The following is a 26,734-nucleotide window of genomic DNA, read 5'->3' on the forward strand; positions in this document are numbered from 1 at the left end:
CCTACCATGAGGCCATGACCACCCCCGACGAGCACATCCGCCGCAGCGAACGTCGACACGCTTTCACCGGCATCGGCGACCAGAATCAGCTCAATCCGCTGTTCGCGCGCGAGGGCGAGGCGACGGACTTCCCGCTCAACGCCCTGCCTGCGGGGGAGTCGCTCCCCGAGACGGCGTACCAGGTGGTGCACGACGAGGCCATGCTCGACGGCAACTCGCGCCTGAACCTCGCGACCTTCGTGGGCACGTGGATGGACCCGCACGCCGACCGACTGTACGCCGAGACGGCCGACAAGAACATGGTGGACAAGGACGAGTACCCGCAGACGGCGGCGATCGAGACGCGCTGCTGGAAGATGATCGCAACGCTGTGGAACGCTCCCGATGCCGAGCTGGCGATCGGGACCTCGACGATCGGCTCGTCCGAGGCCTGCATGCTCGGCGGACTCGCACTCAAGCGCCGCTGGCAGCTGGCCAGGCGTGCCGCGGGGAAGTCGACCGAGAAGCCCAACCTGATCCTCTCCAGCGCGGTGCAGGTGTGCTGGGAGAAGTTCTGCAACTACTGGGACGTCGAACCGCGCTATGTGCCGATCACCGACGAGCACAAGTGCCTCGACGGCTTCGAACTGGAGAACTACGTCGACGAGAACACGATCGGGGTGGTGGCCATCATGGGCGTGACCTACACCGGCGTGTACGAGCCGGTCGCCGAGATCGCCGCCGCCCTGGATCGCATCCAGGCCGAGACGGGCCTGGACATCCCCATCCACGTCGACGGCGCCTCCGGCGGCATGATCGCCCCGTTCCTGCAGCCCGACCTGCCGTGGGACTTCCGCGTGGAGCGTGTCGCCTCGATCAGCACCTCGGCGCACAAGTACGGTCTCGTGTACCCGGGACTCGGCTGGGTGGTCTGGCGCACCGTGTCGGACCTGCCGAAGGAGCTCGTCTTCGACGTGACCTACCTCGGCGGTCACATGCCGAGCTTCGCCCTGAACTTCTCCCGCCCGGGGGCGCAGGTGCTGCTGCAGTACTACCTGTTCCTGCGGCTCGGATGGGACGGGTACTACAAGGTGCAGAAGGCCTCTCAGGACGTCGCGGTGTATCTGGCCGGGGAGATCGGGCGGATGCCGGCATTCGACCTCTGGAACGACGGCACCGACATCCCCGTCTTCGCATGGCAGCTGACCAAAGGCCACACCGACAAGTGGAACCTCTACCACCTCTCCGAGCGGCTGCGGCTGAAGGGCTGGCTCATCCCCGCGTACCCGATGCCCGACAACCTGACGGATGTGGTGGTGCAGCGCATCGTCGTGCGCAACGGCCTGAGCCGCAACCTCGCCGAGAGCCTGGTGCTGGACATCCAGGATGCGGTCGCCTACCTCGACGCGCTGGAATCGCCCATGCCGACGGAGGGTCTCACGCACGCGTTCGCGCACTGAGTCCCTTCGGGATGCTCAGGGCCTCACGATCGGCATCGCGCCCGTCTCGGCGGCGACCCGGCGCCGGTACAGCATCCGCTGTTCCGGCAGCGATAGATCGAAGACCACGGCGAGCACACGGATCACCGCAGTCACGACCACCCCGATGATCGCTGCGAGCACCAGCGGCACGCCGAACGCGTTGAGACTCGCCAGGACCAGGCATCCGCCTGCGGCCGCCACGGCGTAGAGCGAGCCCACGTGCATGATCGCGACCGGCAGGCCCATGAACACGTCGCGCAGGATGCCGCCGCCCACCGCCGAGCACACGCCGACGAACACGGCAGGCACGAGCGGCAGACCAATCGCGAGCGCCTTGCTCGTCCCGAACGCACCGAACAGCCCGATCACGATCGCATCGAGGCCGACGATGAGACCGTTCAGCCTTCTCAGCGGCGCAGCCAGGAGCATCCCGAGGAGCGCGGCGCCGGTCGCGGTGATCAGGTACCAGTTGCTCTGCAGGGTCCCCAGCGGCTGGTTCAGCAGCATGTCGCGGATGATCCCGCCGCCCATTCCCACGACGATGCCGATGATCGCCACGCCGAGCAGGTCGAGACGTCGCTGCCCCTGGAAGCCGGAGGCGAACAGCGCACCCTGCACGCCGCCGAGTCCGACGGCGGTGAGGTCCGCCCAGAGCGGGATGACGAAGGCTGACTGGTCCACGCTCTCATTGTCGGGTGCGGCACGGCACGGAGCCGGCAGCGACCCGGGCGTCCATAATTGGGGAGTGCCCACCTACCGCGACGAGGTCGTGATCCTGCGCACCCACAAGCTGGGCGAGGCGGATCGGATCGTCACCATGCTGAGCCGCACGCACGGCAAGGTGCGCGCCGTGGCCAAGGGCGTCCGGCGCACCTCCTCCCGATTCGGCGCCCGGCTGGAGCCGTTCATGGTCGCGGACGTGCTGCTGTACCAGGGGCGCTCGCTCGACATCGTGCAGCAGGCCGAGTCGCTCGGCGCCTACGGTGCGGACATCGCGGTGCACTACGACCGGTACACGTCCGCGAACGCCATGGTCGAGGCGGCCGACCGGCTGAATGAGGCCGAGGCCACGCCGCAACAGTATCTGCTGCTGGTCGGCGGCCTGCGGGCGCTGGCTCGCGGTGAGCACGTGCCCCGCAGCATCCTGGATTCCTATCTCCTGCGCGCGATGGCCCTCTCCGGCTGGGCGCCGGGACTCGCCGACTGCGCACGCTGCGGTGCCGCGGGTCCGCACGACACGTTCGTCGCACAGCTGGGCGGCATGATCTGCCGCGACTGCGCGCCCGTCGGCGCCGCCCGCGTCGATCAGGCGACCGCCGGCATGCTGACCGCGTTGATGGAGGGCGACTGGCAGTTCGCCGACGTCGCCTCGGCGGCGACCCGAGGATCCGCCTCCGGGCTGATCGCCGCATACGCGCAGTGGCATCTGGAGCGCGGCATCCGCTCCCTCCAGCACGTCGAGGCGGCCACGTGAGTCCCAAGCCGTTCACGCACCGCGACGCAGTGGCCTATCGGCCGATCGACTGGACCGGGCTGTACCCGCCCGCGTTCCCCCGAGGCTCCGTCCCCGCCCACGTCGCGATCGTGATGGACGGGAACGGCCGCTGGGCGAACAAGCGCGGGCTGTCGCGGGTCGAAGGGCACAAGGCCGGCGAGGCGGCGCTGCTGGATGTCGTCGCCGGTGCCATCCAGGCCGGCGTCACGCACCTGAGCGTCTACGCGTTCTCGACCGAGAACTGGTCGAGGTCCCCCGACGAGGTGCGCTTCCTGATGGGATTCAACCGCGACGTGCTGCACCGACGGCGCGATCAGCTGAACGAGTGGGGTGTCCGTGTGCGGTGGTCGGGGCGCAAGCCCCGCCTCTGGGGCTCGGTCATCAAGGAGCTGCAGTACGCCGAGCAGCTCACGGCCGGCAACGACGTCCTCACCCTCACGATGTGCGTCAACTACGGCGGGCGCGTCGAGCTGGTGGATGCGATGCGCTCAATCGGGGAGGACATCGCCGCCGGGCGGGTCAGGCCCTCCGCGGTGTCGGAGAAGCTGATCCGCCGGCGGCTCTACCAGCCGGACATGCCCGACGTCGACCTGTTCGTGCGCTCCAGCGGAGAGCAGCGCTCCTCGAACTTCCTGCTGTGGGAGTCGGCGTACGCCGAATTCGTCTTCCTCGACACGCTGTGGCCGGATTTCACCCGCCGGGATCTCTGGCAGGCGATCCGCCTCTACCTCGATCGCGACCGCCGATTCGGGGGAGCGGTGGACACGCCCGAACTCCCCGCGCTCTGAGGCGCAGCGAGGAATACCGGCCGCCTCCGGCCCGTTGCAGGCGATATGACGGATGCGATCAAGATCGACGTGTGGAGTGACATCGCCTGCCCCTGGTGCTACATCGGCAAGCGGAACCTGGAGAGCGGTCTGTCCGCGGCATCCGAGGACGAGGACGCACCGACGGTCGAGGTGACCTTCCACTCGTTCGAACTCTCACCGGACACACCCGTCGACTTCGAGGGCGACGAGCTGGATTTCCTGGCCACCCATAAGGGCATGGAGCGCGCGCAGGTGCGCCAGATGCTCGACAACGTCACCGGCGTCGCCAGAGGGGCTGGGCTGGAGTACCGCTTCGATCTGCTGAAGCACACCAACACCGTCAAGGCCCACGAGCTGCTGCACTACGCCAAGGCGCACGGGAGGCAGGCCGAGCTGGCCGAGCGTCTGATGTCCGCCTACTTCACCGAGGGCCGTCACCTCGGTCGCGAGGACGAGCTGGTCTCGCTCGCGGAGGAGGCCGGCCTCGACGTCGACGACGCCCGCGAGGCGCTGCGGTCGGAGCGCTACCTCGACGCGGTCCGCGCCGATCAGGCGCAGGCTCAGGCGTACGGGATCAACGGCGTGCCGTTCTTCGTGATCGACGGCAAGTACGGCGTCTCGGGCGCCCAGCCCGCAGACGCGTTCGCGCAGATCGTCCGCCAGGTGTGGGCCGAGCACCGCGAGGCCGCACCAGCCGAGGTCTGAACCTCAGGCGGGCAGGTTCTGCTCGATGAGGGCCACGATCTCCGGATCGTCCGGCTTGGTCTTGGGCCGGAACCGCTTCACCTCGCCGTCGGGCAGTACGAGGAACTTCTCGAAGTTCCACTCGACGCGACCGGCCTTGCCGTTGGCGTCCGCCGCCTTGGTGAGCTCCTGATACAGGGGCGCTGCCTTCTTGCCGTTGACGCGCACCTTCTCCAGTACAGGGAAGGTGACCCCCCAGGTGGTCGAGCAGTATTCGAGGATGTCGTCCATCTTCGACAGCTCCTGGAGGAACTGATTGCTCGGGAACGCGAGGACGTCGAAGCCGCGGTCGCCGTAAGTCTTCTTCAGCTCCTCGAGCTGCTCGTACTGCGGGGCCAGACCGCAGCGTGAGGCGACGTTGACGACCAGGACGACCTTGTCGCCGTAGTCGGCGATCGTCGCCTGCGCGCCCTCCGCCGTCGTGAACGGGATGTCGCGGACATTGGGGGATTCGGTCTGCGCGTCGGTCATACCCACAGGTTATGCCGGAACAGGACGGCCGCGGCCGACGGTCTGGGAGAATGGAACCGTGACCTCCGCCATCGCCCCTGCGCCCACCCTGCGCATCGGACCCCTCACGCTCGATGCACCCGTCGTGCTCGCGCCCATGGCGGGCATCACGAACACGGCGTTCCGCCGCCTCTGTCGCGAATACGGGGCGGGGCTCTATGTCAGCGAGATGATCACCTCGCGGGCGCTGGTCGAGCGCAACGCCACCACGATGCGTCTGATCACCCACCACGAGTCCGAGACGCCGCGCTCGATCCAGCTGTACGGCGTGGATCCTGCGACCGTCGAGAACGCCGTGCGCGTCCTCGTGCAGGAGGACCGCGCGGATCACATCGACCTCAACTTCGGCTGCCCGGTCCCGAAGGTCACGCGCAAGGGCGGCGGCGCCGCGCTTCCGTGGAAGCTCGGCCTGTTCCGCGACATCGTCTCGCGCGCGGCGCGCGCTGCAGAGCATGTGCCGCTCACGGTGAAGATGCGCAAGGGCATCGACGGCGACCACCTCACGTACCTTGATGCCGGGCGCATCGCGGAGGATGCCGGCGTCGCCGCCGTCGCGCTGCACGCCCGCACGGCCGCCGAGTTCTACTCGGGCCAGGCCGACTGGTCGGCGATCGCCGCGCTCAAAGAGGCCGTGACGAGTGTGCCGGTGCTCGGCAACGGTGACATCTGGTCGGCGGAGGACGCGCGGCGCATGATGGCAGAGACCGGCTGCGACGGCGTCGTCGTCGGACGCGGATGCCTCGGGCGGCCCTGGCTGTTCGGTGATCTGGCGCGGGAGCTCGGCACCCCGGCAGCCGTCGCGGGCGATCCGGTCGATGCCACCCTCGGCTTCGTCGCGGCGGCGTTCCGCCGGCACGCGCAGCTGCTCGTGGAGTTCTTCGAAGACGAGGGCCGCGGCTGCCGCGACATCCGCAAGCACGTCGCCTGGTACTTCAAGGGCTACCCGGTCGGGGGCGAGACGCGCGCCGCACTGGCGACCGTCTCGAGCCTCGCCGAAATCGACGATCTGCTGTCCACGCTCGAACTCGACGCCGCCTACCCCGGCGCCGCGGCCGAAGGCCAGCGCGGGCGCGCCGGCACGCCGAAGCGCCCCGCGCTGCCCGACGGATGGCTGCAGACCCGCGATCTGGGTGCCGAGGCATCCCTCACCCTCGCCGACGCGGAACTCGACCACAGTGGCGGCTGACGGAGCGCTGCAGGCCACCTCCGAGCGGCCCGAAGGGTACGACGACATCGATGCCGCGCGCTTCTCCGGTGAGCGGCACGGCTCGGCGCGGGACGACTTCGCGCGGGACCGCGCCCGTGTGCTGCATTCCGCGGCGCTGCGCCGACTCGCCGCCAAGACGCAGGTGCTCTCACCCGCGAGCCCGGCCGATTTCGCCCGGAACCGGCTGACGCACTCGCTCGAGGTCGCCCAGGTCGGACGCGAGCTCGCAACGGCGCTCCGGCTGTCTCCCGACGTCGTGGACACGGCATGCCTCAGCCATGACCTCGGGCATCCGCCGTTCGGGCACAACGGCGAACGCGCGCTCAACGACTGGGCCGCCGACATCGGCGGCTTCGAAGGGAACGCGCAGACGCTGCGCATCCTCACCAGACTCGAGCCGAAGGTGATCGACGAGGACGACCGGAGCTTCGGTCTGAACCTCACCCGGGCCAGCCTCGACGCGACATGCAAGTACCCGTGGACGGCCGAGCAGCCGCTCCCCGACCCCGGAGGCCGGCTCAAGTTCGGCGTCTACCCCGGTGACGAGGACGTGTTCCGGTGGATGCGGGATGCAGCGCCGGGACGCGTGCGGTGCATCGAGGCGGAGGTCATGGACCTCTCCGACGACATCGCCTACTCCGTGCACGATTTCGAGGATGCGATCGTCAACGGCTACCTGGATCCGGCTCGGCTGGCCGCGACCGCCGAGCACTCGTCGCTGCTGAGCGCCATCCAGTCCTGGGTCGGATTCGACTACTCGCGCGATGAGCTCGAGGACGCCCTGTTCCGGCTCATGCGGCTGCCGGAATGGATCGACTCGTTCGACGGCACGCGCGCCGCGCACGCGCGCCTGAAGAACCTCACGTCCGACCTGATCGGCCGCTTCGCGCGGGCGGCGACCGCCGCGACGCGTGAGGCGTACAGCGCCGAGGTCCTCACCCGCTACCGCGCGCACGTCGTCGTGCCCCGCGTCGTGGAGGCCGAGATGGCGGTGCTCAAGGGCATCATCGGCGCGGTCGTCGTCTCGATCGACGGGCGCAAGAGCATCTACAAGGAGCAGCGGCGCGTGCTCGCTCGGCTCGCGTCGGCGCTCGCCGAACGACCGGAGCACCTGGACGCGATGTACGGGCAGGACTTCGCCACCGCGACGACGGATGCCGCACGCCGCCGCGCCGTCGTGGATCAGGTGGCCAGCCTCACCGACCAGTACGCGATCGCGTGGCACGGCCGACTGGTCGGGGAGGTCGATGCGGCCTCGCTCGGCGTCTGGGCACCCGGAACGCCGGCGCCGGCGGCGAAGGCGGGATCCTGATGCCGAAGATCCTGCAGGCCGATGTCGACGAGGTGAAGGCGCGGACCAACATCGGCGACATCATCGGCGAACGGGTGGCCTTGAAGTCCGCCGGCGTCGGCTCGTTGAAGGGGCTGTGCCCCTTCCACGACGAACGCAGCCCGAGCTTCCATGTGCGCCCGCAGGTCGGCTTCTACCACTGCTTCGGCTGCGGCGAATCCGGCGACGTGTACTCGTTCCTGCGCGCGATGGATCACGTCTCGTTCACCGAGGCGGTCGAACGGCTCGCCGGACGCATCGGCTACGCGCTGCACTACGAAGACGGGGGAGCGGCCCCGGAGACCAGCGGGCGCACGCGTCTGTATGCGGCGAACGCCGCCGCCGCGGAGTACTTCCGCGGGCAGCTGGCCAGCGCCGAGGCCGACATCGCGCGGCGGTTCCTCGGTGAACGCGGGTTCGACGCCGGCGCAGCCGCCAACTTCGGTGTCGGCTACGCCCCCAAGGGCTGGTCGAACATGCGGGATGCGCTGAAGTCGCAGGGCTTCAGCGATGAGGATCTGAGCGCCGCTGGGCTGGTCTCTCAGGGCCAGCGCGGTGTCTACGACCGCTTCCGGGGGCGCGCGGTGTGGCCGATCCGCGACGTCACCGGTCAGGTGATCGGCTTCGGGGCGCGCAAGCTCCACGACGACGACCAGGGTCCGAAGTACCTCAACACCCCCGAGACGCCGATCTACCGCAAGGCGCAGGTGCTCTACGGTCTCGACCTCGCCAAGCGCGACATCTCCCGCGATCACCGGGTGGTGGTCGTGGAGGGCTACACCGACGTGATGGCCTGTCACCTCGCGGGCATCACGACCGCGATCGCCAGCTGCGGAACGGCCTTCGGCTCCGATCACATCACGGTCCTGCGGCGCGTGATGGGCGATGACTCGGCAGCGGGCGAAGTGGTGTTCACGTTCGATCCGGATGCCGCGGGGCAGAAGGCGGCCCTGCGGGCCTTCGCCGACGAGAAGCGGTTCGCGGCGCAGACGTATGTCGCGGTGGCGCCCGGCGGGCTCGATCCGTGCGATCTGCGGCTGCAGCGCGGCGACGGCGCCGTCCGGGCGCTGATGGAGACCAAGGTCCCGATGTTCGAGTTCGTCATCGACCAGCGGCTGGCCGGCTTCGACCTGTCCACGGTCGAGGGGCGCGCCGGAGGACTCCGCTCGGCGGCGCCGATCGTCGCCGACATCCGGGATCCGGCGCTGCGCCCGGGCTACGAGCGCGTGCTCGCGCGCCGGCTCGGCCTCGACCTCCCCGAGGTCCACGCGGCCGTCGAGCGGGCGGTGCGCAGCGGTGCGAACACCCCCGCTGCCCGCGAACCCGCTCCAGGGTCTGCCGACCAGGCGTCCCACGAGGCGCCGGCGCGGGTCAGCATCGCCTCGCTGCCGAGATCCTCGGACATGGAACGTCAGGCGCTGATGGGCTTCCTCCAGTTCGCGCATCGCCTCGACCCGGAGCTGGTCGCACGCGCGGTGGCCATCCCGCTGCGCCACCCGGCCCTCGAGGCGGTCCGCCAGAGTATCGTCGGCGCCGACATGAGCAGGCCGGGCTGGTCCACCGATGCGGTCAACGCGGTCCGCGAGCCGTACCGCTCGCTCGCCGCGGAACTGCTCACCGGCGATTTCCCGGCACGCGATGACGTGCACGCCGTGGCATCCTCCACCGATCTCGCCCGACGGATCGTGACGCGCGAGCTCGACCGCGAGAAGGCGGAGCTGCGCGGCGCGATCCAGCGCGTGCGACCCGAGTCGGAAGAGGCCCGAGCGCTGAACGTGCGCATGCGCGATCTCGAGGTGCAGCGGCGCCGGCTCATCGACGATCAGTGAGCCGAACTGGTGTCGCGGGCATCGACACGGCAGGATGAGCACATGTCACGCCGACGAGAGGCCGATGTCGCCATCCGCTGCGACGACCTGTCGATCGGCCGGGCGGCGCGAGGAGGGCCGGATGCCCGCGTCGTCGACGGCGTGTCGTTCGTCCTCGGACACGGCGCGACGCTGGCGATCATGGGCCCGACCGGGGCCGGGAAGTCGAGCCTGCTGGCGATCCTGGCCGGCGCCGACGAACCGGGGCTCGCGGTCGTGGGCGGCGCCGCACACGTCGAGGGGATCCCGGTCCGACGACCAGGGCGAGCGCACCGCACCCACACCTATCTGACCGGCCACCTGCCGCAGTCGGCCGGAGCGACCCTGCCCGCCCGCATGACCGTGTCGGAGGTGATCGGGCAGCCGATCACCAGTCGCGACCGCCGTGTGAACCAGCGGGCGCTCTCGGTGCGGGTCGCGACGCTGCTGGACGAACTCATGCTGCCGCTGGGCGCGGCGGCGAAGTACCCCTACGAACTGAGCGCGGGGATGCGCCAGCGTGTCGCCTTCGCCCGTGCCCTCGTGCTCCAGCCGCGCATCTTCATCGCCGACGAGCCGTTCTCGAACATGGACGTGGAAGTTCGCCGGGCAGCCCGCGCCGCCATCTCGCGGCGTCGCGAGGAGTACGGGATGTCGAGCCTCGTCGTCACCAACGAGCCCGAGGTCGTTCGCGATCTGGGCGCCGATGTGCTGGTGATGCGCAGCGGGCACGCGATCGCCTACGGGCACGGCACGAGCGATCTGCTGTGGACTCCGGGCGTCGAGGCGGATCACCGATTGATTGCCTCCTGAGGTCACGAGCACCCCGCGCTCTTTGCTAAGCTGTTCGGGTTGCCCGCTCCGGCGGGCACGTTTTCCTCGGTAGCTCAATTGGCAGAGCAGCCGGCTGTTAACCGGCAGGTTCTTGGTTCGAGTCCAAGCCGGGGAGCGAAGGGCCCTGGACTCCACTCCGGGGCCCTTCTTCATTCCCCCGGATCGCACGGCGGATGCTGCGACCTCACGCGTCGATGTCGTCCACGCCCGGCATCCATGACGCACCCGGCCGACCCCAGCCGCGTTTGCGCGCGATCTTCTGCACGGTCTTCCAGTCGCCGTCGGGCAGCCGGTCGACGTACAGGATGCCGTCGAGGTGGTCGAACTCGTGCTGCATGATCCGCGCACGCCAGCCGTCGACCTCGATCCGGACATCGCCGCCGTCGAGGTCGGTGCCGGTGACGATCACACGCTCGGAGCGACGCAGGGGGAACCGCTCCCCGGGAAAGGAGAGGCACCCTTCCGACTCATCATCCGGATCGGGATCGCCGGGGACCAGCGGGTGCATCCACAGCTCGGGGTTAATGATGACGCCGCGCCACGGCGATCCGTCATCGTCCTGGTAGCTGTACGTGTAGAGGCGGAGCGCGACCCCGACCTGGGGTCCCGCCAGCCCGACGCCCGGTGCGGTGTCCATCGTCTCGAACATGTCCGCCACCAGAGTGCGGATCTCGTCGGTGATCTCGTCCACGCGGGCGGCGGGAGCATGCAGCACCGGGTCACCCATGATGCGTATCGGCAGAACGGCCACGCCTTGAGCCTATCCACCCCATGCGGCGGTTAGTGTCGGTACGTGTTGTTCAGCGCGAATGAGATCGAAGACGTCGGGGACACGCTCGTCGGCGTGTTTCAGAACCCCGGCTTGCTGATCGGCATACCGCTCGCGCTGCTGGGCGCCATCTTCATGTCCTTCGGCGCGCAGTACCAGCATCGCGGCGTGACGAAGGTCGAGAAGCTCAGCGGGGGCGGCGGTTCGGGCGGCCTCACCGGCGGTCAGCTGTGGCAGCTGCTGCGGCGGCCGTCGTGGGTGATCGGCACTGTGATGCTGGCCCTGGCGATCATCTGCCAGCTGGGTGCACTGGCGTTCGCACCGCTGATCGTCGTGCAGCCGCTCGGCGCGATCGCGCTGGTCATCACGACGCTGCTCAACGCCCGCATCAGCGGTCACAAGCCGACGAAGCGCTCGCTCATCGCGATCGGCGCGTGCGTGGGCGGCATCTTCGTCTTCGTCACGATCGCGGCGCTGTTCGCCACGGACACCCCCGTCTCGAACGGACAGCTGATCACGATCGTGATCCTGCTCGCCGTCGTCCTGATCCTCTTCGGCGGCCTCTGGTTCTGGCGACGTCAGCGCATGGGAGCGCTGTTCTACATCACCGCCGCCGGAGTGATCTACGGCTTCGTCGCCACCCTCGCCAAGGTCGTCATCACACGTGTGCAGACCGGCGACTTCGATTGGCTGACCGTGCTGTGCCTTGTGGGGCTCCTGTTGAGCGCCGCCTTCGGCGCGTACTTCGTCCAGACGGCGTACTCGTCCGGCCCGCCGGACCTCGTCATCGCGGGTTTGACCGTCATCGATCCGATCGTGGCGATCCTGATCGGGCTCATCGTCCTCAACGAGGCCGCGGGGGCGCCCCTCTGGGTCTACATCGCCTTCGCAGCCGTCGGCGCGGTCGCCGTGTGGGGCGTCTTCCAGCTGGCCCGGTACCACCCGCAGATTCTCAGCGACAGCCAGGAGCTGCCGATCCCGCGGGGGAGTGACGGAGCCGCCGGCGCCGAGTCCACCACCGCCACGCCCAGCACCGGATCCATCCGGATCACCGAGGCCGTCTCGAAGGTGTGGCCCGATCCGCCCACCCGGCCCTCGCGCCAGGGCAAGCCGGACCGCACCGATCCCGACGCCTGATGCGCGACGCACAAGCGCCCCTCTCGCGCTCGGATCGCGCGCTGCCGGACGGTAGGCTCGAAGCACGAGGGGCGGTGGCCAAGCTGGTCAAGGCAGCGGGCTCATAACCCGACGATCGTGGGTTCAAGTCCCACCCGCCCTACTCAGGTCGTGCATTCCGGGTTCGCTGAATCACACGCTTGTCATTCGCACCCGGAGTGGGCGATAATTGCCACACAACCGAACATCGCCGCAGCAATCCGCATCAGGTCGTAGGGGAAGACGCACCTGACGAAACGGAGAACTGATGGCGACGCCACAAGCGCGTGGAGTGATCTTCATCCACTCCGCGCCACGAGCACTCTGCCCGCACCTCGAGTGGGCGGTCGGGCGCGCCCTGGGGCGTGCAGTGAATTTCGAGTGGACGGAACAGCCGGTCCTGGCCGGCAGTCGGCGCGCGGAATACTACTGGGAGGGTCCCGCCGGCACCGGCGCGGCGCTGGCCACCGCCATCCGCGGCTGGGAGCACCTCAGGTTCGAAGTCAGCGAGGATCCGACTCCGCGCAGCGACGGCGGCCGCTGGCTGCACACGCCGGGCCTGGGCATCCACTACGCGCAGACCGACTCCGCCGGCAACATCGTCATCGGTGAGGACCGCATCCGCTACGCCATGGAACTGGCGGCCGGCGATGCGGTCGAACTCCATCACGAACTGCAGGTCGCTCTGGGCGGAGCGTGGGACGAGGAGCTCGAGCCCTTCCGTCACGCCAGCGACGACGCGACCGTGGTCTGGCTCCACAAGGTCGGGTGAGGACAGCGTGGGCTGAGGCGTCATTACCGGTCGTCGGTGAGGCAACCCGGATACCGCGAACGCGAATCAGTCCGACCGACAGATGCCCCCGGGATCTCCCGGGGGCATCTTCGTGTCCAGGAGCGGCTAGGCGGAGGCGAACGCGACGACGGCGTTGTGCCCGCCGAAGCCGAACGAGTTGCTGATCGCGAGCTGAGGTCCGTCTCCGAGGGCGATCGGCTCGCCCGAGATCCGCAACGGAATGTCGGGGTCCTGGGTGGTGAGGTTGATCGTCGGCGGCGCCTGACGGTCGCGGAGGGCGAGGATCGTGAAGATCGCCTCCAGCGCACCGGTGCCGCCCAGCAGGTGACCGGTGGAGCCCTTGGTCGCCGACACGGGGATGTCGTGGATGCGATCGCCGAACACGCTCAGCAGCGCGCGGTACTCCGCGATGTCACCGGTCGGGGTCGAGGTGGCGTGCGCATTGATGTGCGTCACGTCGTCGACCGACGCGCCGGCCTGCTCCAGCGCGAGACGCACTGCCCGCGAGGCGCCGAGGCCCTCGGGCTCCGGAGCGGTGATGTGGTACGAATCGGCCGTCACTCCGCCGCCTGCCACGACCGCGTAGATCGTGGCGCCGCGCGCGAGCGCGTGCTCCTCGGTCTCGAGCACGAGCGCCGCAGCGCCCTCGCCCATCACGAAGCCGTCGCGATCGACGCTGTATGGCCGGGAGGCGTGGCTCGGGTCGTCATTGCGGCGTGACAGCGCCTGCATAGAGGCGAACGAGGCGACGGTGATCGGGTGGATCGCGGACTCGGTGCCGCCGGCGATGACGACGTCGGCCAAGCCGAGGCGCAGGTGCTCCAGCGCGTTCACGATCGCTTCGGTGCTGGAGGCGCAGGCGGATGCCACGGTGCGTGCGTACGCGCGTGCGCCGAGGTGCATCGAGACCGCCGCCGCGGCCGCGTTGGGCATCAGCATCGGGACGGTCATCGGCATGACGCGCCGCGGACCCTTCTCGCGCAGCGTGTCCCAGGCATCCAGCAGCGTCCACACGCCGCCGATGCCGGTCGCGAAGTCGACGCCGAGCCGCTCCGGGGCGACGTCGGGAGTCCCCGCATCCGCCCACGCCTCCCGCGCAGCCACGAGGGCGAACTGGGACGCCGGGTCGAGGCGTTTGGCCTCGGGTCGCTCCAGCACCGTGTCCGGCCGGGCCAGCGCCTCGGCCGCGAAGGTCACTGGCAGTTCGTACTTGGAGACCCAGTCGTGCTCCAGCGTGCGGGCGCCGGAGACGCCTTCCAGCAGGGCCGTCCAGCTCTCGGGTGCCGTGGCACCGATCGGCGACGACGCCCCGATTCCGGTGACGACGATGCGTGGGGTACTCATGTGGTGGTCCTCGATCAAGTTGCCGGTGGGGGCTCGCGCCCCCACCGTGACGTTCGTCAGCAGGCCGCGGGATCGGGGCCGGGCCCCGTCAGGTGGTCAGGCCTGGTTCGACGTGATGAAGGTGACGGCGTCGCCGACGGTCTTCAGGTTCTTCACTTCGTCGTCGGGGATGGTGACGCCGAACTTCTCCTCGGCGTTGACGACGATCGTCATCATCGAGATCGAGTCGATGTCGAGGTCGTCGGTGAACGACTTCTCCAGTGCCACCTCATCGGCCGAGATCCCGGTCTCGTCCGTGATCAGCTCGGCGAGTCCGGCAAGGACCTCTTCGTTCGTGAATGCCATGGGGTTCTCCTTGTTTTTCTGGGTTCGCCGGCCCCGGATGCGGGACCGACTTCAGTCTAGAGTCGGCGACCCGACGGGTCAGGGAAGGACGACGACCTGCGCGCCGAAGACGAGGCCCGCGCCGAAACCGATCTGCAGCGCGAGGCCGCCGCTCAGCTCCGGGTGCTCCGCGAGCAGTCGGTGTGTCGCCAGCGGGATGGACGCGGCCGACGTGTTGCCGGTGGTCTCGATGTCGCGCCCGATGATCACCGTGTCGGGGAGGCCGAGCTGCTTGGCGAACTCGTCGATGATGCGCATGTTGGCCTGGTGCGGGACGAAGGCGGCCAGATCGGATGCCTCGACGCCGGCGGCCTCGAGCGCCTGACGAGCAACCTTGACCATCTCCCACACCGCCCAGCGGAAGACGGCCGGTCCTTCCTGGCGGAGCGTCGGCCATGCCGCGCGTCCGTACCGGAAGTCGTTCAGGGTCGCGTTCATCCCGACCGCATCGGCCTTGGAGCCGTCGGAGCCCCAGATCGTCGGTCCGATGCCGGGCGTGTCGCTGGGTCCGATCACGACGGCGCCGGCGCCGTCGCCGAGCAGGAACGAGATGCTCCGGTCGGTGGGGTCCACGACATCGCTGAGCTTCTCGGCGCCCACCACGACCGCATAGTGCGCTGCGCCACCGCGGATCAGGGCATCGGCCTGCGCGACGGCATACGAGAAGCCTGCGCACGCCGCATTCAGGTCGAATGCGGCGGCCGGGTTCGCGCCGATGCGGTCTGCGACGATCGCCGAGACCGACGGCGTCTGCTTCGGATTGCTGATCGTCGCGACGATGACGACGTCGATCTGGTCCGGCGTCAGGCCGGACTTCGCGATCGCCTCGGCCGCCGCATCCGTCGACAGCTCGATGACGGTGGTCTCCTCGACCGCGCGCGTCCGCGTGATGATCCCGGTGCGCTGGCGGATCCACTCGTCGCTGGAGTCGATCGCCTCGATGAGATCCGAGTTGGGGACGGCGATCTCTCCGCGGGCTGCGCCGTAGGAGTAGATGCGTGTGTGCGCGGGCCCGGTGGGCTGGACGAGCTGGGGGCTCATGCGTCGTCTCCTGTCGTTGCGGCGGCCGCGTCTGCGGCTTCGACGCTGCGAAGCAGCGCGGTGGCCGCCGCGAGGTCGTCCGGTGTCTTCACTGCCACCGTCGGGGTGCCCCGGAGCGCGCGCTTGGCGAGCCCGGTCAGGGTCCCCGCGGGGGAGAACTCGACGATACCCGTGACGTCGGCCGCCGCGAAGCTCTGCATGCACAGGTCCCATCGCACCGGCGAGGCGACCTGGTCCACGAGCAGGTCCAGGTAGCGCGCACCGGAATCGACGACCGAGCCGTCGCGGTTGGTCCACACGGTCCGCTGCGGGTCCTGGACGGACACCGAACCGGCGGCGTCGCGGAGCGCGGCGACGGCGGGAGTCATGTAGCGGGTGTGGAAGGCGCCGGCGACCTGCAGCGGGATCACACGCGTGCCGGCCGGGGGCTCCGCGGCCAGCTTCGCCAAGGCCGGAAGCGCGCCGGCCGCGACCAGTTGACCACCGCCGTTGTAGTTGGCGGGGGTGAGATCGAGCGCGGAGAGCGCGTCGACCACCGCGTCCTGATCGCCGCCGATGATCGCGCTCATCCCGGTCTGCTCCGCGGCGGCGGCCTCGGCCATCGCGCGTCCGCGGAGTCCGACCAGGGTGAGCGCGTCCTGCTCGGAGAGGATGCCGGATGCCGCGGCGGCGGCGAACTCGCCGACGGAGTGCCCCGCGAAGCCGTCGATGCCGTCACGGCCGGCCAGCGCGTTCCAGGAGAGGAGGCTGGCCGCGACGATCAGCGGCTGTGCGACCTGCGTATCGCGGATCCGCTCGGCGTCCCATTCGGTGCCCGCAGCGACCAGGTCGACGCCGGCCCAGTCGGAGTACCGACCCATCGCCTCACGCGCGCCGTCGAGCTCGAGCCAGGGGGAGAGGAACCCGGGGGACTGCGAGCCCTGCCCGGGGAAGACGGCGATCATCACCGTTCCATCCTGTCAAGGAACCGACGGGAGCCCCTGGCGATCCTGTCACAAGAATTCCGGGAACCTTTGTGCGAGGCGCACAGGGCACCCGATCCGCGGAACCGCCTCACGGACGGCGCAGCGCCGGCGGGCGACGCCGCGTCGTGTCGGTGCCGATGGAACCGAGGATCAGCGCGGTCTGGAGGATGAGCGCCTCGCGGGGGCCGGTCGCGTCCCAGCCGATGACGTCCGAGACCCGCTTCAACCGGTAGCGCACGGTATTCGGGTGCACGAAGAGCTCGCGCGCGGTGGCCTCGAGCGAGCGTCCGTTGTCGAGATAGCTCCACAGCGTTGTCACCAGGTCGGCGCTGTGGGCCTGCAGCGGGCGGTAGATCCGCTCGACGAGCGTCTGCTTGGCGAGCGGATCGCCGGCCAGCGCCCGCTCGGGCAGCAGATCGTCGGCCTCGACGGGGCGCGGCGCGCCACGCCACGCCTTCGCGACGGCGAAGCCTGCGAGGGACGCGCGAGCGCTCTGGCTGGCATCGACCAGGGCAGGCACGGCCGGCCCGAGCACGAGGAGGCCGGCGCCGAAACCCGGCTCCAGCCTTCTGGCGATCTCGGGGAAGGGCAGTTCCGGGTCGTCGTCGGCGCGGCCGGGCAGCTCGGCGCGGCCGAGCACCAGCACCAGGCGCGAACCCTGGACGCCGATGAGCACGTCCACGCCGAGCTTCCGAGCCGTCCGGCGGAGCTGATCCACATCCAGCTGCGGAGGGGTGGTGCCCACCAGCACCGCCACCTCGCCGTGACCGTGCCAGCCGAGCGCGGCGATCCGGCTCGGAAGCTCCTCATCGGTCTCGCCGGTGAGGATCGAGTCCACTACCAGCGCTTCGAGGCGGGCATCCCACAGCCCTCTGGCCTCCGCCGCACGGGCGTAGACGTCCGCCGCGGCGAACGCGACTTCCCGCGAGTACAGCAGGATGCCCTCGCGGAGGTCGTCGCCCTTGCCTGCGACGCGCTCCTCCGTCACCTCGACGGTCACCCGGATCAGCTGGAGCGTCTGGGTGAGGCTGACGCTGCGCAGCAGCTCGCGTGGCGCGGCGGCGAAGATGTCGGCCGCGATCCACGGCGTGGATTTCGGATCGTCGTACCACTGGATGAACGACGAGATGCCGGCCTGCGCCACCAGGCCGACCGCGGAGCGGCGGGCCGGTGGCATCTCGGCATACCAGGGGAGCGAGTCCTCGAGCCGCTTGATCGTCGCGGTCGCCAGATCACCCGAGATGCGTCGCAGCCAGGTGAGCGTCTCCGTCTTGTCCATCGAGGAGGGACGACCGGTCATGCCTCGGATCAGCTCTCGCCGCCCGCATTGCCGCTCGTACCGGCGCTGACATCGTGCAGGCGGTACTTCTCGATGGCCTGCGCGGCCAGCGAGCGGTCCACCGCCCCCTCTTCGGCCAGCGCCTGGAGCGTGCGCACGACCATCGACGGACCGTCGATCTTGAAGAACCGACGCGCTGCGGCGCGGGTGTCCGAGAAGCCGAACCCGTCTGCGCCGAGCGTCGCGAACCGCTGCGGGACCCACGGACGGATCTGATCCTGAACGGCATGCATGTAGTCGCTCACCGCGATGACCGGGCCCTCTGCCGCCTGCAGCTTCTGAGACAGGTACGCCGTGCGGGGCTCCTCGTTCGGGTGCAGGAAGTTGTGCTCGTCGGTCTCCAGACCGTCGCGGCGCAACTCGGTCCAGGACGTCACCGACCACACGTCGGCGCTCACACCCCAATCCTCGCGGAGGAGCTTCTGCGCCTCGAGCGCCCACGGCACCCCGACCCCCGACGCGAGCAGCTGGGCGCGCGGCCCGCCGCTGGAATCCGCCGAGATGTGATGGATGCCGCGGACGATGCCGTCGACGTCGACACCGGCCGGCTCGGCCGGCTGGACCAGGGGCTCGTTGTACACCGTGAGGTAGTACATGACGTTCGGGTCCGGGTGCTGCCCGCCGTACATGCGGTCCAGACCAGCCCGCACGATGTGCGCGATCTCGTACCCGAACGCCGGGTCGTACGACACCGTCGCCGGGTTCGTGGATGCGAGGAGGTGCGAGTGGCCATCGGCGTGCTGCAGCCCCTCACCGGTGAGCGTGGTACGGCCGGCGGTCGCACCGATGATGAATCCGCGCGCCATCTGGTCGCCTGCCGCCCACTGCGCGTCTCCGGTGCGCTGGAAGCCGAACATCGAGTAGAAGATGTAGACCGGGATGAGCGGTTCGCCGTGCGTCGAGTAGGCCGTCCCGACGCCGGTGAATGCGGCGAGGGCGCCGGCCTCATTGATGCCGACGTGCAGGATCTGGCCCTGCGGGCTCTCCTTGTACGCCAGCAGCAGTTCGCGGTCGACCGATGTGTAATGCTGCCCGTTGGGGTTGTAGATCTTCGCGGTCGGGAAGAACGCGTCCATACCGAACGTCCGCGCCTCGTCCGGGATGATCGGCACGATCCGGTGACCGAAGTCCTTGGCTCGCAGCAGGTCCTTCAGGAGGCGGACGAACGCCATGGTCGTGGCGATCTCCTGCGTGCCCGAGCCCTTCTTCGGCTGCGAGTAGGCCGAGTCGTCGGGCAGCGTCAGGCCGACGTGGGTCGACCGGCGCTCGGGGACGAAGCCGCCGAGGGCGCGACGGCGCTCCATGAGGTACTGGATCGTCTCGTCCTGCTGGCCCGGGTTGTAGTACGGCGGCAGGTACGGGTTCTCCTCCAGCTGCCCGTCCGTGATGGGGATGTGCATCACGTCGCGGAAGGCCTTCAGGTCATCCAGGGTCATCTTCTTCATCTGGTGCGTGGCGTTACGACCCTCGAAGTGCGGGCCGAGGCCGTAGCCCTTGATCGTCTTGGCGATGATGACGGTGGGCTGGCCCTTGTGCTCGATGGCCGCCTTGTAGGCCGCGTAGACCTTGCGGTAGTCGTGTCCGCCGCGCTTGAGACCCCAGATCTTGTCGTCGCTGTAGTCCTTGACCAGCGCGAGGGTGCGCTCGTCGCGGCCGAAGAAGTTCTCGCGGACGTAGGCGCCGTTCTCGGTCTTGAACGTCTGGTAATCGCCGTCCGGCGTCACGTTCATGAGGTTCAGGAGCGCACCATCGGTGTCGCGGGCGAGCAGATCATCCCACTCCCGGCCCCAAACGACCTTGATGACGTTCCAGCCGGCGCCGCGGAAGAAGCTCTCCAGCTCCTGGATGATCTTGCCGTTTCCGCGGACCGGGCCGTCGAGGCGCTGAAGGTTCGCGTTGATGACGAAGGTGAGGTTGTCCAGGCCCTCATTGGCGGCCACCTGGAGCTGCCCGCGGCTTTCGACCTCGTCCATCTCGCCGTCGCCGAGGAACGCCCAGACGTGCGAGTCCGCGACGTCCTTGATGCCCCGGTTGGTGAGGTACTTGTTGGTCATCGCCTGGTAGATGGCGTTGATCGGGCCCAGACCCATCGACACGGTCGGGAACTGCCAGAACTCCGGCATCAGCCGAGGGTGCGGGTAGGAGGGGATGCCGTTCGGCGCAGCGGACTTCTCCTGGCGGAATCCATCCAGCTGCGCCTCGGTCAGGCGTCCCTCGAGGAACGCACGGGCGTAGGTGCCGGGCGATGCGTGCCCCTGTACGAAGATCTGGTCGCCGCCGGAGGCGGAGTCGCGGCCTCGGAAGAAGTGGTTGAACCCGACCTCGTACAGCGCCGCCGATGACGCGTACGTGGAGATGTGTCCGCCGACGCCGATGCCCGGTCGCTGTGCGCGGTGCACGGTGACGGCCGCGTTCCAGCGGATCCAGGCCCGGTAGCGGCGCTCGATCTCCTCGTCACCGGGGAAATCGGGCTCGTTCTCGGGTGCGATGGTGTTGATGTAGTCGGTCGTCGGGACCATCGGCACGTTCAGGTGCAGGTCCTTCGAGCGCTTCAGGAGGCTGAGCATGATCTCGCGGCCGCGGCCGTGACCCTTCGCGGCGACGAGCTGCTCGAGCGATTCCTGCCACTCCGAGGTCTCGTCGGGATCACTGTCGGTGGTGCCCTGGGAGTACGGATCCTGATCGTGGACAGTCACGGGAGACCTTTCGTCGTCTGGCAGATCGTGCCAGGGATTCGCGTATGAAACGATGTGGGCTTTGTTCGCCGAGCACAACGCACCGCCCTCCAGCCTAGCGAGTCCGCCGTCGGGTGAGATGCGTCACGGCAGATCGTAGACTGAGCGCGAAGGGCCTTTAGCTCAGCTGGTAGAGCGCCACGTTTACACCGTGGATGTCGTCGGTTCGATCCCGGCAGGGCCCACGTGAATGCCAGCCCCTCCGATCAGCGCCTGCTCCTGGATGTCGCTGAACTCGACACCCGCATCCGTGCCTCCGACACGCTCCGCCGCAACCCTCCGCAGGCTGCGCGGGTGCAGCAGCTGATCGCCCGTCGTCAGGAGCTCAGCGCCGCGCTGACCGGTCTGCTCGGCACGAGGGACGACCTCAAGGCGGATCTGTCCCGCATCGAGTCCGACGTCGCCGTCGTCGACGCCCGGCGGGAGCGCGACGCGGAGCGCCTCGCGCACACCAGCAACGTCAAGGAGGCCCAGGGTCTCGAGAGCGAGCTCGGCTCGCTCGCACGACGCAAGAGCGACCTCGAGGACGCCGAGCTTGCCATCATGGAGCAGCTCGAGGAGGCGGATTCGGCCGTCGCCGCACAGCAGGCGGTCATCGAAGAGACCAACGGCGAGGGTTCCACGCTGAGCGCGGAAGCCAAGCGCGTGGTCGCCGAGGCGAGCGCGGCGTTCGAGGCGGCCACGCGCGACCGGGTCGCCGTCGCGGCGCGCGTGCCGGCAGACCTGCTCGCCCTCTACGACCGGGTCGCGCAGCGCAGCTCCGGCGCGGCTCTGCTCCGCCGCGGCACCTGCGAAGGCTGCCGCATGGTGCTGGCCGGTACCGATCTGCAGGCGATCCGTCTCGCAGCAGAGGACGCCGTGGTCACCTGCGCCGAGTGCGGTTGCATCCTGGTCCGCACGGAGGAGTCCGGTCTGTGACCTCCGAGCTGATCGTCGAGGCGGACGGCGGCTCGCGTGGAAACCCGGGGGTCGCCGCCGGGGGAGCCGTGGTGCTCGATGCCGGGACGGGTGCCGTCCTCGCCGAGATCGGCGAATACGTCGGGACCGCCACGAACAATGTCGCGGAGTATCGCGGGATGCTCGCCGGCTTGACGCACGCGCTGAACCTCGACCCCGGCGCGGCGGTGCGCGTCCGCATGGACTCCAAGCTGGTCGTGGAGCAGATGTCCGGGCGCTGGAAGATCAAGCATCCCGACATGCGCGTGCTCGCCGACCGGGCCGCCGCCCTCATCGCGGGGCGCGCGGTCACCTTCGAGTGGGTTCCGCGGCTCGCCAACGCGAGGGCGGATGCCGCGGCCAACGAATCGATGGATCGCCGTGAGAGCTTCGTCCGAGATCTCGCAGCCCGGCGCGACTGACCCGGCACACTGGATCGCGCTCGGGCGTCTCGGCGACCGGATCGTCGCTGTCGCCCTCGATGCGAAGGCAGACGAGACGACGCGTGTCGATCTCGCTCCGCCCGAGGTGGCCGCGTGGGTGCGGCGCCGTGAGTCGCCCTCGCTCCGGTGGGTGTGGAGCGACACACCGACCTGGTACGCAGATCTGCTCGCCGAGGGCGTCCGGGTCGCACGCTGCCACGACCTCCGGTTGTGCCATGCGATCCTGCGCACTCCGGGCGGCGACGGTGCCCCGGGTGACCCGAGCATGTCGCGGGCGTGGGATGCCGCGGCCGTGGAGGTCCCGGCGACGGCGCCGGCCCTCTTCGAGATCGAGGCGGCTGCGACCCGTCCGTCGCTGCCGGAGGACATCGAGGATGTCCTGACGGAGTTCCGCCGCCAGCGCGCCGCCGTCGAGGCCGCCGAGAATCCGGGGGCGATCAGGCTCCTGGTCGCCGCGGAGTCCGCGGGGGCCCTGGTCGCCGCAGAACTGCGTGCGGCCGGCCTGCCGTGGGACGAGGCCGCCCACGACGAGATCCTCACCGACGTCCTCGGCGAGAGAGACGCCGACGGGGTGCCGGCCAAGCTCGAAGACGCAGCCCGACGCGTGCGGATCGCGCTGTCCGATCCGAGCGCCAGTCTGGATTCTCCGCCGAAGCTGCTCAGGGCCCTCCACCGCGTCGGGGTGATGGTCGATTCCACGAGCAAGTGGGAGCTGTCGGAGCACCGGCATCCGGTCATCGAGCCTCTCCTGGAGTACAAGAAGCTCTCCCGACTGCAATCGGCCAACGGCTGGGCGTGGCTGGACGAATGGGTGCACGACGGGCGCTTCCGCCCGGTGTATATGCCGGGCGGTGTCGTCACCGGTCGCTGGGCGTCATCAGGCGGCGGGGCGCTGCAGCTGCCGCGTCAGCTGCGCGGCGCGGTGCGCGCCGATCCCGGCTGGCTGCTCGTGACCGCCGACGTGGCGCAGCTGGAACCGCGGGTGCTCGCCGCGATGTCCGCCGACACCGCCCTGGCCGCCGCGGCGCGCGGACGCGACCTCTACGCCGGCATCGTCGAGACCGGAGCCGTCCCGTCCCGCGCTGACGCCAAGATCGCGATGCTCGGCGCGATGTACGGTGCGACGACCGGCGACAGCGGGCGCCTGGTCCCACGGCTGCGGCGCACGTTCCCGCGGGCGATGGGGCTCGTGGATGCCGCCGCCGCGACGGGCGAGGGAGGGGGCGTCGTCAGCACGTGGCTCGGCCGCCGGAGTCCCCCGCCGCCGCCGGAGTGGCAGGCAGTGCAGGCACGCGCAAGCGAGCCGGATGCCGCCGCCGCCGACGAGACGAGAGCCCGGCGCTGGGCGCGCGATCGCGGTCGCTTCACGCGCAATTTCATCGTCCAGGGCACCGCCGCCGAATGGGCGCTGGCCTGGATGGCCGACCTGCGCGGGCGCTTGGCTGCGTTGCCGGAGGTCGGGGCAGCCGATGCAGCATCCCGCTCCGGCCCGGTGTTCGCGACACGACCTCATCTGGCGTTCTTCCTCCACGACGAGGTGATCGTGCACGTTCCGGCGGCGCACGCGGAGCGCGCCGCCGACGCGGTGCGGGATGCCGCCGCGACGGCCGGCCGCCTGCTCTTCGGCGACTTCCCGATCGACTTCCCCCTCGATCTTCGGGTCTCCCGGATCGCGGACAAGGGCTGAGCGTCCGGCGGACCCTCAGCGCGCGCGGCTAGAGTGGGCAGCGCGAATGGGTCGGCTGGACGGTCGCGTCGCGAGCGGTTCTCCGCTTCGCGCCGAGGAACGTCCGGGCTCCATAGGGCAGGGCGGTGGGTAACACCCACCCGGAGTGATCCGCGAGACAGTGCCACAGAGAACAGACCGCCGCGACGGACCCCGAGCTTGTCGAAGGGTCGGCCGCGGTAAGGGTGAAACGGCGGTGTAAGAGACCACCGGGATCGTGGTGACACGATTCGCAAGGTAAACCTCGCCCGGAGCAAGGCCAGACAGAGGATGCTGACGCGGCTCGCCGAGTCCTCGGGTAGGCCGCTGGAGCGGCACGGCAACGTGTCGCCGAGAGAGATGACCGTCCACGGGGCTCGCGCCCCCGGACAGAACCCGGCGTACAGGCCGGCCCATTCGCCCTTTCTCGAGAGCTAGCCGAGCGCGAGCGCCGCGGCCCCGATGATGCCCGCGTTGTTGCGGTGCACTGCGGGAACGATGGGCGTGCGCAGATCCAGCAGGTGCAGGAACTTGTCGGAGTGCTTGGACACGCCGCCGCCCACGACGAACAGGTCAGGGCTGAACAGGAACTCGATGTAGCTGTAGTACCACTGCAGCCGTGCCGCCCAGTCCTCCCAGCTGAGGCTCTCGCGCTCCATCGCCGAGTAGGCGGCGAAGGCCTCGGCATCCTTGCCGTGCTTGGCGCGCTGGACGTGCCCGAGCTCGGAATTGGGCACGAGCACACCGTTGTAGATCAGTGCCGAGCCGATGCCGGTGCCAAGCGTCGTGAGGATCGTGAGGCCGTTGACGTCCTTGGCCGCACCGAAGCGGACCTCCGCGATGCCGGCGACATCGGCGTCGTTGGCGAAATGGATGTCGCGGCCGAGACCCTTCTCGAAGAACTTCTCCGCCTCGAAGCCGATCCACTTGTCGGAGACGTTGGCGGCCGACAGCGTGCGGCCGTCCTTGACGATCGCCGGGAATGCCACCCCCAGCGGCACGCTGGCATCGTCGATCTCGAGCCGGCCGAGCACTTCCTGCACCGCTGCCAGGACGTCTTTCGGCTGCGCTCCTGCAGGGGTGGCGACCTTGATCCGGTCGCTGAGCAGGGTTCCCTCCGCCAGATCGACGATCGCTGCCTTGATGCCGGTGCCGCCGATGTCCACACCGACGGCACGTGTGATCTCCGTTGCCATGCGCCCAGCCTATCCAGGACATCGCGAGCGATCAGTAGGATCGAGAGCGCAGGCCGGAATGAGCTCGAGGTGCGAGGAGTGCGCGTGACGAAGGACAGCGAGAAGTACTGGTACAACCTGTCCACCGGTGAGGTGGAGAAGGGATTCGAGTCTCCGGCGATCGATCGCGCCGGGCCGTTCGAGACGGCGGAGGAGGCGGCCAAGGCCCCCGCACTGCTGCGTGAGCGCTCCAAGGCGTGGGCTGAGGAGGAGTCGCGCGACGACGACTGGAGCAGTTCGAAGCCGAAGAGCTCCGCAGACGGCACCGACGGCGACAACTAGCCCGGCTTCCGCAGCCGGCATCTGAGGGGATTCGATGGACAAGCAGCGTGACTTCGTACTGCGCACGATCGAGGAGCGGGGTGTCAAGTTCGTCCGCCTCTGGTTCACGGACGTGGTCGGCACGCTGAAGTCGGTGGCGATCGCGCCGGCCGAGGTGGAGGGCGCCTTCGCAGAGGGCCTCGGATTCGACGGCTCCGCCATCGAGGGCCTCACCCGCTCGTACGAGTCGGATCTGCTGGCCCACCCCGACCCGACGACCTTCCAGATCCTGCCGTGGCGCGGGGAGATCGACCCCACCGCCCGCATGTTCTGCGACATCACCACCCCGGACGGCCAGCCTGCCGTCGCCGACCCGCGCCACGTGCTCAAGCGCGCCCTGGCCAAGGCGGCCGATGCCGGCTTCACGTTCTACACGCACCCCGAGATCGAGTTCTACCTCCTGAAATCCTCCTCCTTCGGCGCCGATGGCCCGGAGCCGGTGGACTCGGCGGGGTACTTCGACAACGTTCCGGGCGGCACGGCACATGATTTCCGACGTCGGTCGGTGCGGATGCTGGAAGATCTGGGCATCTCGGTCGAGTACAGCCACCACGAGGGCGGCCCAGGGCAGAACGAGATCGATCTGCGCTACGCCGACGCGCTGGCCACTGCCGACAACATCATGACGTTCCGCACCGTCATCAAAGAGGTCGCGATCGAGCAGGGCGTCTACGCGACCTTCATGCCCAAGCCCCTCAGCGGAAAGCCCGGCAGCGGTATGCACACGCACATGTCGCTGTTCGAGGGCGACACGAACGCCTTCTACGAGGAGGGCGCGACCTACCAGCTCTCCAAGGTCGGCCGGCAGTTCATCGCCGGTCTGCTGCGTCACGCGGGCGAGATCTCGGCCGTCACCAACCAGTTCGTCAACTCGTACAAGCGCCTGTGGGGTGGAGATGAGGCGCCCAGCTTCATCACCTGGGGACACAACAACCGCTCAGCGCTCGTGCGCGTTCCGCTGTACAAGCCCAACAAGGGGCAGTCCTCACGGGTCGAGTACCGCGCGCTGGATTCCGCCGCCAACCCGTATCTCGCCTACGCGCTGATGCTGGCCGCCGGGCTGAAGGGAATCGAAGAGGGCTACGAGCTGCCTCCCGAGGCCGAGGACAACGTCTGGTCGCTCACCGACAGCGAGCGGCGCGCGCTCGGATACGCGCCGCTTCCGGCGAGCCTGGACCACGCCCTGGAGTACATGGAGGAGTCCGAACTCGTCGCCGAGACGCTCGGTGAGCAGGTCTTCAACTACGTGCTCCTGAACAAGCGCCGCGAATGGCAGGAATACCGCTCCCAGGTCACGCCGTTCGAGCTGAAGAGCAACCTCGAGATGCTCTGA

The 26,734-nt window shown here is 69.3% G+C and carries 25 protein-coding genes, 3 tRNA genes and 1 other RNA gene; 19 read left to right on the top strand and 10 right to left on the bottom strand.

The genetic code is table 11. The annotated features are described in order from the left end of the window. Positions 1-14: 14 nt before the first annotated feature. Complete coding sequence (locus BLT19_RS12255; protein ID WP_091490604.1) at positions 15-1,439, top strand: glutamate decarboxylase; 1,425 nt, start codon at positions 15-17, stop codon at positions 1,437-1,439. A gap of 15 nt (positions 1,440-1,454) precedes the next feature. On the opposite strand, the gene BLT19_RS12260 is transcribed toward BLT19_RS12255, so the two are convergent. Next, on the bottom strand, positions 1,455-2,141 hold the full coding sequence (locus tag BLT19_RS12260; protein WP_091490606.1) for a trimeric intracellular cation channel family protein: 687 nt from the start codon (positions 2,139-2,141) through the stop codon (positions 1,455-1,457). A gap of 64 nt (positions 2,142-2,205) precedes the next feature. Here BLT19_RS12260 and recO point away from each other — a divergent pair, with 64 nt between their 5' ends. Genes recO through BLT19_RS12275 form a run of 3 tightly spaced genes read left to right on the top strand, consistent with a single transcriptional unit; the run spans position 2,206 to position 4,469 of the window. Next, on the top strand, positions 2,206-2,934 hold the full coding sequence (gene recO, locus BLT19_RS12265; RefSeq protein ID WP_091490609.1) for a DNA repair protein RecO: 729 nt from the start codon (positions 2,206-2,208) through the stop codon (positions 2,932-2,934). Further along, entirely contained in the window at positions 2,931-3,743 is an 813-nt protein-coding gene (locus BLT19_RS12270) for an isoprenyl transferase (RefSeq protein ID WP_091490612.1), read from the top strand. The genes recO and BLT19_RS12270 overlap by 4 nt, the downstream gene beginning before the upstream one ends. Positions 3,744-3,788: 45 nt before the next feature. Further along, positions 3,789-4,469, top strand: coding sequence for a DsbA family oxidoreductase (locus BLT19_RS12275; RefSeq protein WP_091490615.1), 681 nt, complete (start codon positions 3,789-3,791; stop codon positions 4,467-4,469). 3 nt (positions 4,470-4,472) lie between these two features. Here the strand turns inward: BLT19_RS12275 and BLT19_RS12280 are convergent, their stop codons facing one another. Beyond that, positions 4,473-4,979 (bottom strand): glutathione peroxidase, encoded by a 507-nt coding sequence (locus BLT19_RS12280; protein WP_091490617.1) that lies wholly within the window; start codon positions 4,977-4,979, stop codon positions 4,473-4,475. Between the two features lie 58 nt (positions 4,980-5,037). On the opposite strand from BLT19_RS12280, the gene dusB reads away from it, so the two are divergent. From dusB to BLT19_RS12305, 5 genes are all read left to right on the top strand, one after another. Beyond that, positions 5,038-6,204, top strand: coding sequence for a tRNA dihydrouridine synthase DusB (dusB, locus tag BLT19_RS12285; RefSeq protein ID WP_091490619.1), 1,167 nt, complete (start codon positions 5,038-5,040; stop codon positions 6,202-6,204). Then, on the top strand, positions 6,194-7,537 hold the full coding sequence (locus tag BLT19_RS12290) for a deoxyguanosinetriphosphate triphosphohydrolase (protein ID WP_091490621.1): 1,344 nt from the start codon (positions 6,194-6,196) through the stop codon (positions 7,535-7,537). The genes dusB and BLT19_RS12290 overlap by 11 nt, the downstream gene beginning before the upstream one ends. Further along, positions 7,537-9,384: a DNA primase gene (gene dnaG, locus BLT19_RS12295; protein ID WP_091490624.1), complete on the top strand. Its 1,848-nt coding sequence runs from the start codon at positions 7,537-7,539 to the stop codon at positions 9,382-9,384. The genes BLT19_RS12290 and dnaG overlap by 1 nt, the downstream gene beginning before the upstream one ends. A gap of 42 nt (positions 9,385-9,426) precedes the next feature. Next, positions 9,427-10,215 (top strand): ATP-binding cassette domain-containing protein, encoded by a 789-nt coding sequence (locus BLT19_RS12300; protein WP_091490727.1) that lies wholly within the window; start codon positions 9,427-9,429, stop codon positions 10,213-10,215. A gap of 63 nt (positions 10,216-10,278) precedes the next feature. Further along, positions 10,279-10,351 (top strand) — tRNA-Asn (locus tag BLT19_RS12305). Between the two features lie 69 nt (positions 10,352-10,420). Here the strand turns inward: BLT19_RS12305 and def are convergent. Further along, positions 10,421-10,987 carry a peptide deformylase gene (gene def / locus BLT19_RS12310; RefSeq protein ID WP_091490730.1) on the bottom strand — a complete coding sequence of 189 codons (567 nt, stop codon included), beginning with the start codon at positions 10,985-10,987 and terminating at the stop codon, positions 10,421-10,423. A gap of 42 nt (positions 10,988-11,029) precedes the next feature. Between def and BLT19_RS12315 the strand changes: the two genes are divergently transcribed. From BLT19_RS12315 to BLT19_RS12325, 3 genes are all read left to right on the top strand, one after another. After that, positions 11,030-12,142 carry a DMT family transporter gene (locus tag BLT19_RS12315; RefSeq protein ID WP_091490733.1) on the top strand — a complete coding sequence of 371 codons (1,113 nt, stop codon included), beginning with the start codon at positions 11,030-11,032 and terminating at the stop codon, positions 12,140-12,142. A gap of 68 nt (positions 12,143-12,210) precedes the next feature. Continuing rightward, positions 12,211-12,284, top strand: a tRNA-Ile gene (locus tag BLT19_RS12320). Positions 12,285-12,428: 144 nt separating this feature from the next. Further along, positions 12,429-12,932 carry a DUF3145 domain-containing protein gene (locus BLT19_RS12325; RefSeq protein WP_091490735.1) on the top strand — a complete coding sequence of 168 codons (504 nt, stop codon included), beginning with the start codon at positions 12,429-12,431 and terminating at the stop codon, positions 12,930-12,932. 126 nt (positions 12,933-13,058) lie between these two features. Here BLT19_RS12325 and BLT19_RS12330 read toward each other — a convergent pair whose 3' ends face one another. The 6 genes from BLT19_RS12330 to aceE form a co-directional block, all read right to left on the bottom strand. Beyond that, complete coding sequence (locus BLT19_RS12330; RefSeq protein ID WP_091493948.1) at positions 13,059-14,297, bottom strand: beta-ketoacyl-[acyl-carrier-protein] synthase family protein; 1,239 nt, start codon at positions 14,295-14,297, stop codon at positions 13,059-13,061. Positions 14,298-14,393: 96 nt separating this feature from the next. Then, positions 14,394-14,642: an acyl carrier protein gene (locus tag BLT19_RS12335; RefSeq protein WP_091490737.1), complete on the bottom strand. Its 249-nt coding sequence runs from the start codon at positions 14,640-14,642 to the stop codon at positions 14,394-14,396. Between the two features lie 78 nt (positions 14,643-14,720). Next, positions 14,721-15,722, bottom strand: a complete 1,002-nt coding sequence (locus tag BLT19_RS12340) for a beta-ketoacyl-ACP synthase III (RefSeq protein WP_091490739.1) — start codon at positions 15,720-15,722, stop codon at positions 14,721-14,723. Further along, the gene (locus tag BLT19_RS12345; RefSeq protein ID WP_091490742.1) at positions 15,719-16,669 is read right to left on the bottom strand and encodes an ACP S-malonyltransferase; all 951 of its coding nucleotides are present in this window, start codon (positions 16,667-16,669) and stop codon (positions 15,719-15,721) included. The genes BLT19_RS12340 and BLT19_RS12345 overlap by 4 nt, the downstream gene beginning before the upstream one ends. Before the next feature lie 106 nt (positions 16,670-16,775). Next, positions 16,776-17,987 carry a PucR family transcriptional regulator gene (locus BLT19_RS12350; protein ID WP_091490745.1) on the bottom strand — a complete coding sequence of 404 codons (1,212 nt, stop codon included), beginning with the start codon at positions 17,985-17,987 and terminating at the stop codon, positions 16,776-16,778. Between the two features lie 8 nt (positions 17,988-17,995). Further along, positions 17,996-20,722 carry a pyruvate dehydrogenase (acetyl-transferring), homodimeric type gene (gene aceE / locus BLT19_RS12355; protein WP_091490746.1) on the bottom strand — a complete coding sequence of 909 codons (2,727 nt, stop codon included), beginning with the start codon at positions 20,720-20,722 and terminating at the stop codon, positions 17,996-17,998. 151 nt (positions 20,723-20,873) lie between these two features. On the opposite strand from aceE, the gene BLT19_RS12360 reads away from it, so the two are divergent. The 5 genes from BLT19_RS12360 to rnpB all read left to right on the top strand — a co-directional run bounded on the left by BLT19_RS12360 (position 20,874) and on the right by rnpB (position 24,265). After that, a tRNA-Val gene (locus tag BLT19_RS12360) sits at positions 20,874-20,946 on the top strand. A 1-nt stretch (position 20,947) separates the two neighbouring features. Next, a complete protein-coding gene (locus BLT19_RS12365; RefSeq protein WP_091490747.1) occupies positions 20,948-21,679 on the top strand; it encodes a zinc ribbon domain-containing protein in 732 nt (243 codons plus the stop codon). After that, positions 21,676-22,119 carry a reverse transcriptase-like protein gene (locus BLT19_RS12370; RefSeq protein WP_091490748.1) on the top strand — a complete coding sequence of 148 codons (444 nt, stop codon included), beginning with the start codon at positions 21,676-21,678 and terminating at the stop codon, positions 22,117-22,119. Before BLT19_RS12365 ends, BLT19_RS12370 begins: the two co-directional genes overlap by 4 nt. Further along, positions 22,049-23,827: a bifunctional 3'-5' exonuclease/DNA polymerase gene (locus tag BLT19_RS12375; protein ID WP_091490749.1), complete on the top strand. Its 1,779-nt coding sequence runs from the start codon at positions 22,049-22,051 to the stop codon at positions 23,825-23,827. Before BLT19_RS12370 ends, BLT19_RS12375 begins: the two co-directional genes overlap by 71 nt. Positions 23,828-23,874: 47 nt before the next feature. Next, positions 23,875-24,265: RNase P RNA component class A (gene rnpB / locus BLT19_RS12380), an RNA gene on the top strand. Positions 24,266-24,279: 14 nt separating this feature from the next. On the opposite strand, the gene ppgK is transcribed toward rnpB, so the two are convergent. Then, positions 24,280-25,041, bottom strand: a complete 762-nt coding sequence (gene ppgK / locus BLT19_RS12385; RefSeq protein ID WP_091490750.1) for a polyphosphate--glucose phosphotransferase — start codon at positions 25,039-25,041, stop codon at positions 24,280-24,282. An 84-nt stretch (positions 25,042-25,125) separates the two neighbouring features. Here ppgK and BLT19_RS12390 point away from each other — a divergent pair, with 84 nt between their 5' ends. Continuing rightward, positions 25,126-25,362, top strand: a complete 237-nt coding sequence (locus tag BLT19_RS12390; protein ID WP_091490751.1) for a hypothetical protein — start codon at positions 25,126-25,128, stop codon at positions 25,360-25,362. 34 nt (positions 25,363-25,396) lie between these two features. Next, positions 25,397-26,734, top strand: a complete 1,338-nt coding sequence (gene glnA, locus BLT19_RS12395; protein ID WP_091490752.1) for a type I glutamate--ammonia ligase — start codon at positions 25,397-25,399, stop codon at positions 26,732-26,734.

It is taken from the genome of Microbacterium pygmaeum (assembly GCF_900100885.1).
Lineage (GTDB): Bacteria > Actinomycetota > Actinomycetes > Actinomycetales > Microbacteriaceae > Microbacterium > Microbacterium pygmaeum.